Origin of the sequence: Pseudomonas californiensis, assembly GCF_021147775.1 — a bacterium.
GTDB lineage: Bacteria > Pseudomonadota > Gammaproteobacteria > Pseudomonadales > Pseudomonadaceae > Aquipseudomonas > Aquipseudomonas californiensis.
This window is the reverse complement of record NZ_JAGTPK010000066.1, coordinates 1-10,148: the sequence shown is the minus strand read 5'-3', so window position 1 is coordinate 10,148 and position 10,148 is coordinate 1. Positions and strand designations below refer to the sequence as shown.

Sequence of the window (10,148 nt, the reverse complement as noted above, 5' to 3'; positions counted from 1 at the left end):
TTGCGTGAGTACGCATCTGTTACAAGGCTCACGTAGGCCACACTTTCCTGTGTTGGCAGATAGGTTATGTCTGCAACCCAGACCTGTTCGGGCCCACTGACCACGACTTGTTCCGGGCCCGCTTTGAGCAAGTTGGGATGGCGGCGAAAGCGATGATGGCTATCAGTCGTCTTGTGATAAGCCCGCTTGCGCGCAACCAGCTCTCGCGCGTCACGCAGGATGGTAAATAGACGATCTCTACCTACGCACAACGGCGCAGGGGCCTCGACGCTCATCAAGTAATGCAGCTTGCGCGTACCCAGCCTTGGCTGGCGACGCCGCTTCTCCAGGACGAAGTCCACAACTTCTTGGGCTTGGCGGACTCTCGCGTCAAAAGCGCGATTACGTTTGTAATATGCTTGGCGCGAAATGCCCATGAACAGGCAGGCCCTGCTGATCCTCAGGTCTTGGATTTGCCCTTGCGAGAGGACTTGCCGGGTCGCTTTTTTACGACAGAAACACCGTAGTCATTTTTTAAAACATTGACGACAGCTTCGAAGAACTGAGCCTTCTGGTTACTCAGCGCCAGCTGCTCTTCAAGCTCTTTGATCCGCTGCTCAGGGGTCAGCGGGAGGGTTGGCTCGGTCATGGACCTGCTCCTCGGATCTCGAATTGATGCGCCTTGGCTCCAATCCTGCCGACCATGCTTGCGTAGCCAGACCAGCACCGTGGACCGGCCCTGGATGCCATAGGGCCGTTGGGCTTCTCTATAACCCAACTCGCCTTTTTCAACCTGGTCTACGACCGCTAATTTAAAAGCTAGCGTGTAATCGCGCTGGCTGCGCCTTTTGCCTGAGTCCATTGAATCCTCCTGAGAAAAGGTCAGAAGGTGTAAACCTTATTCAGGACGGGACAACAGACAAGAAAAAGCCCGCTCTCATTGAGGCGGGCTTTTTCATTATCGCGTGTGTGGAATCAGTCACCCATCTGCGATTGCAGATAGTTTTCGATACCCACTTTATCGATCAGGCCCAATTGGGTTTCCAGCCAGTCGATGTGTTCTTCCTCGGCCTCAAGGATATCTTCCAGCAGTTCACGGCTGCCGAAATCACCCACGGTTTCGAAATGCGCGATTGCCGCTTTGAGATCAGCCAGACCTTTCTGTTCGATTTTCAGGTCGCACTCAAGCATTTCCTTGGTGTGCTCGCCGATCAGGATCTTGCCCAGATCCTGCAGGTTAGGCAGGCCTTCAAGGAACAGGATGCGTTTGATGAGCTTGTCAGCGTGCTTCATCTCATCAATGGACTCGTGATACTCATGCGCGCCCAGCTTTTTCAGACCCCAGTCTTCGTACATGCGCGCATGCAGAAAGTACTGATTGATTGCGACCAGCTCGTTTCCGAGGATCTTGTTGAGATGCTGGATGACTGTAATGTCGCCTTTCATGTTCGAGGTCCTGCCGGTGGCTTGTGTATATAAGGCGCGAGTGTGAGCTTCGCTCCGGCCTCTGTCAAACCTAAGTTATTGAATAATAAGTGAATTTAAATAGGAATAAGAATGTTTGAGTTCCGCATCTTGACGCTAAGCGCTTGAATTACAGGCATAAAAAAACCGGACATCAAGTCCGGTTCTTCAAAAGAGGAGGTTTCAGGCTGCTGTAAATTCTGCCGGATAAGCCAGCGCGGCATGGCTGCTCTGCAATTCGGTAAGGGTATCGCGCACCACTTCCTTGGCCAGGCAAGCGCATTTCCCACATTTACTCGCAACACCCAGCGTTTCACGCACTTCACGATAGCTGCAGCAACCTTCCAGAATGGCTTCCCGGATTTGGCCGTCAGTAACACCTTGGCAGAGACAAACATACATAAGCTATGGACCATCGCTGGTTTATGGCTGGGTGATCAGGAGCTTAATGTTAATGAGAATGCTTGTCAAAACTGTTTTGGGTCGCGTTCAGAAAGGCCCGATGAATGGTAAGGGAGGCGCTTCAGAGGGTGTGCTGTTGCTGGCAGTGTGCGGTAGTGTTCTGACTGGCGGTGTTTAGCGGTAATCGTCCTGCGCCGCGCAGTTGTTATCAGGGAGCTGTTCGGCGCTTACTCGGCCGGGTTTCAAGGGGGCGTCATGAGCCAGCGTTTGCTTCAACTCGATCATGTGTCGTTTCAGGTGCCTGACGGCCGTGTGCTGTTCGATGAGGCCAGTCACAGCTTCACTGTCGGCGCGACCGGGGTTGTAGGGGCCAACGGCTGTGGCAAATCGTTGCTGGGTCGACTTCTTGCGGGTGAGTTGCTCCCTGCCAGCGGCACTGTCCGTTGTGAAGGGCGCGTCTACGCAGTCGCGCAGTTTCTGGAGCCCGAGCGCTATCCCAGCGTTGCTGCGCTGGCGGGTGTCGAGCATATTCTGGCGGCGTTGGAACGCATTGCCCGAGGAAGCGTTGATGAGCACGACCATGCCTTGGCCGCCGATCAATGGGATTGCGCCGCTCGGCTCCAGGCAGCGCTGCAGAAAATGGGGTTGGGCCATCTGGACGCCGACTCTCGTACCTGCACACTCAGTGGCGGCGAGCGACAGCGTGTTGCATTGATGGGCGCATGGTTGTCCAGAGCTGACTGGCTCATTCTGGACGAGCCCAGCAACCACCTCGACGTCGATCAGCAGCACAATCTGGCGCAGCAGATCGGCTCATGGCCCAACGGACTGGTCTTGATCAGCCACGATCGGGCCCTTCTGGAGTGCATGGACGAAATCGTCGAGCTTTCGCCCCTGGGGCTAGCCGTGTATGGCGGCAGCTACAGCCAGTATGCGGCCATACGCGAACAGGAACAGCAGGCCTTCCAGTCGGCTTTGCAGGGCGAGCGGGCTCAGGCAAAGCGAGAACAGCGGGAAAGCGTCTTGCAGCTGGAACGTCAGCAGAGGCGCAATGCGCGTGGTGATCGACAGGCCCGTGACGGCAGCCAGACCAGGCTGATCACCAATGCCCAGAAGGAGCGCAGCGAAAACAGCCAGGGCAAACTGCGCCTCAACCATCAAGCGGCTCGTGAACAGCAGCAACAGCGGATTGCCGAGGCGCGCGCTCGGTGTGCCCCAGACATTCAACGCATGATGCTGTCTCCGCAAAGCAGGGTGCCTGCGGGCAAGCTGGTCTTGCAGCTCAATGACGTGACGTTGCCGTTCGGTTACAGCGCCCCGATCAACCTGATGCTGACCGGACCTGTCCGCATGGCCGTTCTGGGGGCCAACGGCAGTGGCAAGTCGACCTTGTTAAGTGTTATTGCCGGTCAATTGCCCGCGAGCAAAGGTGAGATTGTCTGCAACTGTCCGATTGGCTGGTTGGATCAGCACGCGGGTTTGCAGCATCCCGAACGCACCGCAGTCCAGTGGTTGCGCGAGGCCAATCCGCAATTACCCGAGGCCGACGCGCGGACACGCCTGGCCCAGATGGGCATTGATGCAGATCGTGCGATGCTCACAACCTGCCAACTGAGCGGCGGCGAGCGTCTGAAAATAGCCCTGGCTGCCCAGTTGTACGCGCAGTTTCCGCCGCAACTTCTGTTGCTGGATGAGCCTGACAATCATCTGGATCTGCCCAGTAAAATTGCGTTGGAGCAGATGCTTGATCACTATCAGGGTGCGCTGATAGTGGTGTCCCACGACGCTGCCTTCTTGCAGGCCATCAAACTGGACACCGAGTTCCGGCTGGGGGCGCTAAGCCAGGATGGCAGGTGAGGTGAGACGAGTTTGTGCTATCGAAAAAAAACCGGCGCGAAGCCGGTTTTTCAACGGGTAGAAGACTCAGTCGTCGAAGTCTTCCCAGCCGCCCATCTCTTTCCAGCGGTTGACGATGCCGCAGAACAGCTCAGCGGTCTTTTCCGTGTCGTAACGGGCTGAGTGCGCCTCGCGTCCGTCGAAATCGATACCGGCAGCCTGACAGGCCTTGGCGAGCACAGTCTGACCGTAGGCCAGGCCTGCGAGGGTGGCGGTGTCGAAACTCGAGAATGGATGAAACGGGTTGCGTTTCATGTCCAGGCGCGCGACAGCCGCGTTCAGAAAGCCCAGATCGAAGCTTGCGTTATGACCGACCAGCACGGCGCGTTTGCAGCCGTTGGCCTTGAGGGCCTTGCGAACGCCACGAAAGATATCGGTCAGTGCGGTTTCTTCGCTCACCGCCATGCGCAACGGGTGATCGAGCTTGATGCCGGTGAACTCCAGCGCAGCCGCTTCAACGTTGGCGCCTTCGAAAGGTTCGACACGAAAGAAGTGAGTGTGCTCGGGGAACACGAAGCCACGCTCGTCCATGCCGATGGTGACGGCTGCAATCTCCAGCAGGGCGTCAGTGGCCGAGTTGAAACCCCCGGTCTCTACATCGATGACTACCGGCAAGTAGCCGCGAAAGCGCGCTGCCATCGGATGGCGAGAGCCGACTCCGCCGCCATGGCCTTCCAGTTCGTCGTCGAAATGATCTTCACTCACGCGTGTTCCTCCAGACGCCAGCGCAGTTTTTCACCGGCGCGCAGCGGGATTACGGACAACTCGCCAAACGGCAGGCTGGCAGGGGCAGTCCACTCTTCACGCACTAGCGTGATGGTGTCCTGGTTGGCAGGCAGACCGTAGAACGCGGGGCCGTGGAGGCTGGCGAAGCCCTCCAGCTTGTCCAGAGCGTTACGTTGCTCGAAGGCTTCTGCATACATTTCGATAGCGGCGTAGGCGGTGTAGCAACCGGCGCAACCACACGCCGCTTCCTTGGCGTGTTGTGCGTGGGGCGCCGAATCGGTGCCCAGGAAGAATTTGCCGCTGCCGCCAGTCGCTGCGTCAAGCAACGACGACTGGTGGGTGTTGCGCTTGAGGATCGGCAGGCAATAAAAATGCGGGCGAATGCCGCCGACCAGCATATGGTTGCGGTTATACAGCAGGTGATGCGCGGTAATGGTCGCGGCGACATTGGCCGAGGCCTCGTTGACGAACTGCACCGCCTCGCCAGTGGTGATGTGTTCAAACACCACCTTCAGCGTCGGGAAGCGCTCGACGACGCGACGCAGGTGTTCATCAATGAACACTTTCTCACGGTCGAAAACGTCGATCTCGCCTCGGGTGACTTCCCCGTGCACCAGCAACAGCATGCCGACTTCAGCCATGGCTTCGAGCGCCGGGAAAATTTTGTCGATGCTGGTGACACCGGAGTCGGAGTTGGTGGTCGCACCGGCCGGATACAACTTCGCTGCAAAGACGAAGCCGCTGGCCTTGGCCGTGCGAATGTCTTCGGGCGTTGTCTGGTCGGTAAGATACAGCACCATCAACGGCTCGAAGCGGCTGCCAGCGGGGCGTGCGGCCAGAATGCGCTGACGATAATCGTCGGCTTGTTGTGCATTGCGAACGGGCGGCACCAGGTTAGGCATGATGATTGCGCGACCGAAGGTACGCGCTACGTCAGCAACGGTATGAGGCAAAACAGCTCCGTCACGGAGATGGATGTGCCAGTCGTCGGGGCGCAGAAGGGTCAGGCGATCAGACATTGGGAATTCCAGGCGGGTCAAACTCGCTGGGAATGCTACCGGAAAAGACTCTCTCAGGCACTCGCTATCAAGTTTTGCCGGAAGTTACCGATAGCTCGACATAGAAAGCGTTTCCGTTTCGCGTTCAATTTCATGTGGAGCCTACCGTGCGCCAGCGATATTTAGCCTTGCTCAGCATGTTCGCCAGCCTTCCTGCCATGGCAATCAGCTTCCAGACGCGTCTGGAAAGCATTGAGTGGAAGGTCGAGGGCGACCAGTTCGAGTGTCGCCTGACTCAACCCATCACCGATTTCGGTGCGGGTGAGTTCGTGCGTCGGGCTGGTGAGCAGGCGACATTTCGCATCAAGGCAGGCTATAACGCGCTAGGCAACGGTTCTGCGACCCTGCTCGCCGCCGCTGCACCGTGGCAACCGGGGCGCGGTGACATCAATCTGGGTTCGGTCAAGGTCAGCAACGGTGACATCCCGTTCAATACTTCGCATGCCCAGGCCGCTCGTCTGATCGGCGGTCTGATGGAAGGGCGCAGCCCGGTCATCCGTCATTACAACCGCGACGGTGGGCAGACGGAGGTTCGTCTCCTGCCTGTGAAATTCAGCAAGGCATTCAACGACTATCAACAGTGCACGGCAAAACTCTTGCCGATGAACTTTGATCAGGTCAAGCAGGCTGAAGTCGGCTTTCCGGGCGGTGGCATCGAGTTGGACGCCAACGCCAAGGCTCGCCTGGACAATATGGTTGCGTATTTGAAGGCCGACCCGACGGTCAATCATATCGAACTGGATGGCCATTCGGACAACAGCGGCAACCGTCTGACCAACCGCGACCTGTCACGTCGTCGCGCCCTGGCGGTCATGGATTACCTGAAAGCTCAGGGGATTCCGGAACAGCAGATCACGTTGCGATTCCATGGCGAACGCTACCCGTTGGCGCCCAACACCAATAATGCCAACCGCGCGCGCAACCGTCGCGTGAACGTGCACCTTGAGCGCGTTGCGCCGGAAGAACGCCCCGTGCCCGTCGCCTCGTCGGCGAGTGCTGCCCATACCTCCTGACCCCTCTGATGCTGTCGTCCAGCTGACATAAACTGTCGCCTTGTCGTCAGAAGCTGTCGCGCCCCTGTAAATTTGCCGCTTTGAACGGTAGAATCGGCGGTTTTCCGTACAACCCGGTGGAGTGATGGCATGGCGGACGTAAACAAGGTAGTTCTCGCGTATTCCGGTGGCCTGGACACTTCGGTGATCCTCAAGTGGCTGCAAGATACGTACAACTGCGAAGTGGTGACCTTTACCGCTGACCTGGGTCAGGGTGAAGAGGTCGAGCCGGCACGTGCCAAGGCACAGGCCATGGGCGTGAAAGAGATCTACATCGACGACCTGCGCGAAGAATTCGTGCGTGACTTCGTATTCCCGATGTTCCGCGCCAACACTGTCTACGAAGGCGAGTACCTGCTGGGTACTTCCATCGCTCGTCCTCTGATTGCCAAACGTCTGATCGAAATCGCGAACGAAACCGGCGCCGATGCGATTTCCCACGGCGCAACGGGCAAGGGCAACGATCAGGTGCGCTTCGAGCTGGGTGCCTATGCGCTCAAACCAGGTGTGAAAGTGATTGCCCCATGGCGCGAGTGGGACCTGCTGTCGCGCGAGAAGCTGATGGACTACGCCGAAAAGCACGCGATTCCGATCGAGCGCCATGGCAAGAAGAAGTCGCCGTACTCCATGGATGCCAACCTGCTGCACATCTCCTATGAAGGCGGCGTGCTCGAGGATACCTGGGCAGAGCATGAAGAGGACATGTGGCGTTGGACCAAGTCCCCGGAAGACGCGCCAAACGTCGCAACCTACCTTGAGCTGACCTATCGCAATGGCGATATCGTTGCGCTGGACGGTGTGGAGATGACTCCTGCCACCGTATTGGCCACTTTGAACCGCATCGGCGGCGAGAACGGTATCGGCCGCCTGGATATCGTGGAAAACCGCTATGTGGGCATGAAATCCCGTGGCTGCTACGAAACACCGGGCGGCACCATCATGCTGCGCGCTCACCGCGCCATCGAGTCGATCACTCTTGATCGCGAAGTGGCTCACCTGAAAGACGAGTTGATGCCCAAGTACGCCAGCTTGATCTACACCGGCTACTGGTGGAGCCCTGAGCGTCTGATGCTGCAACAGATGATTGATGCTTCGCAGGCGCACGTTAATGGCGTGGTCCGTCTGAAGCTTTACAAGGGCAACGTGATCGTAACTGGCCGCAAGTCTGACGAGTCGTTGTTCGATGCCAACATCGCTACGTTCGAAGACGATGCTGGTGCATACGATCAGGCCGACGCAGCGGGCTTTATCAAGCTCAACGCGCTGCGCATGCGCATCGCGGCGAACAAGGGTCGCAAGCTGTTCTAAGCGACACCCTCTGCATCAAAATGCAGCCCATCACGGGCTGCATTCAAAAGGCGCACTCAACAGTCGAGCGGTCAGGGCTCTTGACGCTTCCGCCTCCTCGTAACCTCTGATTTCTTTACGTTTGCTGCATAGGCGTTGCTTTGCTCATGCACGCTGATATCTGACGCCTCTACAGAAGATTTCAAGAGGCTATCAACATCGCTTTTATTCATGCTGTATCGATTCATCAGTTGATGAAGCTTTGTTTCAAATTCAACCTCCTTCGAAAATTGCTCCGAGTTTCTGATCGTAGCCAGGCGTTCGAATTGCGCTTCCAGATGTTTCTCAAGTTCGTGAAACTCTCTTAGTGTCGACATGATATTTCCAGAGTGGTGGAGTGGGTTAGAAGGGGTAAGCAGCTGCCCTGTTCTCTAGTGACAGCATTTATAGCATTCGGTATTGAGTTTCGTGCAGGACTGAGTTCAACATCAGCGTAGTCCTGTTTGTCCACGCTTAAAGACTCTTCGCTGCTGGGAGCACTTTTAATAACGCAGAGGTGAAGAGACTACAAGCCGGCAGGTTCGTGCGCCGGAGTTTATGACGAATTCCTACATATACAGTGGTCTAAGCTGACCGGGTTTATTCCTTGTTTCACGCAATGTACAGTCGCCTACTGTTCTATTTGACAGAGATAGTGCGCTGGGTGCGGCTGCCTGTCTATTGTGGCTCTCGAGTGAGCGGGAAAATAAAAGATGTCCGTGTTTAAGTTAAGTGCCAGGAAAAAATGACCCGTATTAAGTCGGGGGATAAAAGCCCGATATACAAGTGTCAGCTGTCGTCATAACGACACGATAAGACCGTGGTCGCAAACGCTTCTGACAGGCCGGCGAACAGTATGATGACACCGGCAAGGTTCATGATGCGCATCCAACGTTCCATGAGGATCCTCCTGCAGTCATTCAATAACACGCCACTGAAAGATGCCAGTTGATTTCAATGGCACGGTTAGCTTCTGCGCCGTTGCTCAGCAGTCAGGAGGGGCGCAGTCAACAACCCTCTGCTGCTTGAATTCAAATCGATACGCTTTGCCGATGTCCCAGACCTGGCGTAGGCTCAGCCCCAGCACCTGCGCTATCTCGGGGGCTGTGTAGCCGAGACTCGAGTAATGCATGGCGTGGCCTGCCACTGCATCATCCACCTCCGTAGGGTCATGCCGGTGCTCCCTTCTGATTTGACTGACCGGGCGGCTGGATATGATCTTTACTCCATTTTCGATTGCCAGTTGACGGATGTCCCTCTTGTTCATTCTCAAGGAATATTGAAGGGCGGAAACTCCAGCACCCTTGGCAGCCAGACTTCTCAGCAGTTCTATTTTTGCGATTTTTTCAACATACGTGTCAGTTTCGCCAATGAGCGGTTCGACAGGGATACCTGAAAACTCTGCAGTTTCTCCATCAGGTATGACCGCGATCATACCGCCGTTGGCAACGAAGTCTTCAACCGCAGTGATCAAATCCACGGGCGTGGGTATTTTTGCAACTGAGCGTGACGTTTTGTCATTCATGGTATATCCCTTTTTGAACATGGTTATACGCATGGCCAATTCAAAGAATAGGCAAGCCCTGTGGGGAGATACAAGGCGGGTGTCCTCGATAGGCCATGTTTATGTTGCCCGAGTCCTGTCGGTGCTTCGGAGAGCAGCGTGTTCGTAGCTGCATTGTTAGCCGTGGCGCCGAAGAGGGCGGTGTTAAAATAATTTATTAGTGTGGTACATGTTTAATGGTAAGAACTAATCAGTTCGTTGTTAAAAAAGTAACGACTGGTAATAGAATTTGCAAGTAAAAAAGTGGCGCACTACATGAATTGATTTCGGTCTTTTGGCATGGTCTTACATATTTTATTGTGTGGTCTGTGAGTGTTGTAGTATTTTTCCTCTTTTAAAATTTCGCTATGGATTTACAAAGGAATGTAGTATTAGCTACTTGTCGAATGAGCCACTTATGTCTTAATAGGTGTAGGTGCTGAAGAAAATTCTTGTAAGAAATAGCGCTAGTGGGTGTTTATTTCTTTTCTCGTTCAGTATAGGTATAAGTAAAGCCGTATTTGAGATCCATGCCTTGACACGAACCGTACAAGGTAGAAACTCTGTAGGACGTTTCTTTTTTTTGTGTGAGCTTTGTCTTTGACTGAACGAGCCCCATGAAAGACAGGACACCGTTCCCCCCTTAAGATAAGGGATAGGCAAACGGGTATGTTTATGACTAACAGCAACGATAAGGGTGGC

The 10,148-nt window shown here is 55.4% G+C and carries 9 protein-coding genes and 1 pseudogene; 3 read left to right on the top strand and 7 right to left on the bottom strand.

What is annotated here, in order from left to right; genetic code table 11:
- The 3 genes and pseudogenes from KDX37_RS28125 to KDX37_RS28115 form a co-directional block, all read right to left on the bottom strand.
- Window positions 1-841 (bottom strand): annotated as a pseudogene (locus tag KDX37_RS28125) (IS3 family transposase); the annotation flags it as partial.
- Between the two features lie 113 nt (window positions 842-954).
- Window positions 955-1,425 carry a bacterioferritin gene (bfr, locus tag KDX37_RS28120; protein WP_231656476.1) on the bottom strand — a complete coding sequence of 157 codons (471 nt, stop codon included), beginning with the start codon at window positions 1,423-1,425 and terminating at the stop codon, window positions 955-957.
- Window positions 1,426-1,626: 201 nt separating this feature from the next.
- On the bottom strand, window positions 1,627-1,845 hold the full coding sequence (locus KDX37_RS28115) for a bacterioferritin-associated ferredoxin (protein WP_231656475.1): 219 nt from the start codon (window positions 1,843-1,845) through the stop codon (window positions 1,627-1,629).
- A 255-nt stretch (window positions 1,846-2,100) separates the two neighbouring features.
- Between KDX37_RS28115 and KDX37_RS28110 the strand changes: the two genes are divergently transcribed.
- Window positions 2,101-3,702 (top strand): ABC-F family ATP-binding cassette domain-containing protein, encoded by a 1,602-nt coding sequence (locus KDX37_RS28110; RefSeq protein WP_231656474.1) that lies wholly within the window; start codon window positions 2,101-2,103, stop codon window positions 3,700-3,702.
- 66 nt (window positions 3,703-3,768) lie between these two features.
- Here the strand turns inward: KDX37_RS28110 and rnt are convergent, their stop codons facing one another.
- Both rnt and pyrC read right to left on the bottom strand, forming a co-directional pair.
- The gene (gene rnt / locus KDX37_RS28105; protein WP_231656473.1) at window positions 3,769-4,446 is read right to left on the bottom strand and encodes a ribonuclease T; all 678 of its coding nucleotides are present in this window, start codon (window positions 4,444-4,446) and stop codon (window positions 3,769-3,771) included.
- Window positions 4,443-5,486, bottom strand: coding sequence for a dihydroorotase (gene pyrC / locus KDX37_RS28100; RefSeq protein ID WP_231656472.1), 1,044 nt, complete (start codon window positions 5,484-5,486; stop codon window positions 4,443-4,445). The genes rnt and pyrC overlap by 4 nt, the downstream gene beginning before the upstream one ends.
- A gap of 146 nt (window positions 5,487-5,632) precedes the next feature.
- On the opposite strand from pyrC, the gene KDX37_RS28095 reads away from it, so the two are divergent.
- Complete coding sequence (locus KDX37_RS28095; RefSeq protein WP_231656471.1) at window positions 5,633-6,538, top strand: flagellar protein MotY; 906 nt, start codon at window positions 5,633-5,635, stop codon at window positions 6,536-6,538.
- A gap of 129 nt (window positions 6,539-6,667) precedes the next feature.
- Complete coding sequence (locus KDX37_RS28090; RefSeq protein ID WP_231656470.1) at window positions 6,668-7,885, top strand: argininosuccinate synthase; 1,218 nt, start codon at window positions 6,668-6,670, stop codon at window positions 7,883-7,885.
- Between the two features lie 71 nt (window positions 7,886-7,956).
- Here the strand turns inward: KDX37_RS28090 and KDX37_RS28085 are convergent, their stop codons facing one another.
- Entirely contained in the window at window positions 7,957-8,241 is a 285-nt protein-coding gene (locus KDX37_RS28085; protein WP_231656469.1) for a hypothetical protein, read from the bottom strand.
- A gap of 647 nt (window positions 8,242-8,888) precedes the next feature.
- A complete protein-coding gene (locus KDX37_RS28080) occupies window positions 8,889-9,428 on the bottom strand; it encodes an aldo-keto reductase family protein (protein ID WP_231656468.1) in 540 nt (179 codons plus the stop codon).
- Between the last annotated feature and the right edge of the window lie 720 nt (window positions 9,429-10,148).

What these genes read in the sequence shown, in the direction of transcription:
- KDX37_RS28080 (WP_231656468.1), bottom strand. Translation starts at nt 9,428, where the DNA reads ATGAATGACAAAACGTCACGCTCAGTTGCAAAAATACCCACGCCCGTG.
- bfr (WP_231656476.1), bottom strand. Translation starts at nt 1,425, where the DNA reads ATGAAAGGCGACATTACAGTCATCCAGCATCTCAACAAGATCCTCGGA.
- pyrC (WP_231656472.1), bottom strand. Translation starts at nt 5,486, where the DNA reads ATGTCTGATCGCCTGACCCTTCTGCGCCCCGACGACTGGCACATCCAT.
- KDX37_RS28110 (WP_231656474.1), top strand. Translation starts at nt 2,101, where the DNA reads ATGAGCCAGCGTTTGCTTCAACTCGATCATGTGTCGTTTCAGGTGCCT.
- KDX37_RS28085 (WP_231656469.1), bottom strand. Translation starts at nt 8,241, where the DNA reads ATGTCGACACTAAGAGAGTTTCACGAACTTGAGAAACATCTGGAAGCG.
- KDX37_RS28090 (WP_231656470.1), top strand. Translation starts at nt 6,668, where the DNA reads ATGGCGGACGTAAACAAGGTAGTTCTCGCGTATTCCGGTGGCCTGGAC.
- KDX37_RS28115 (WP_231656475.1), bottom strand. Translation starts at nt 1,845, where the DNA reads ATGTATGTTTGTCTCTGCCAAGGTGTTACTGACGGCCAAATCCGGGAA.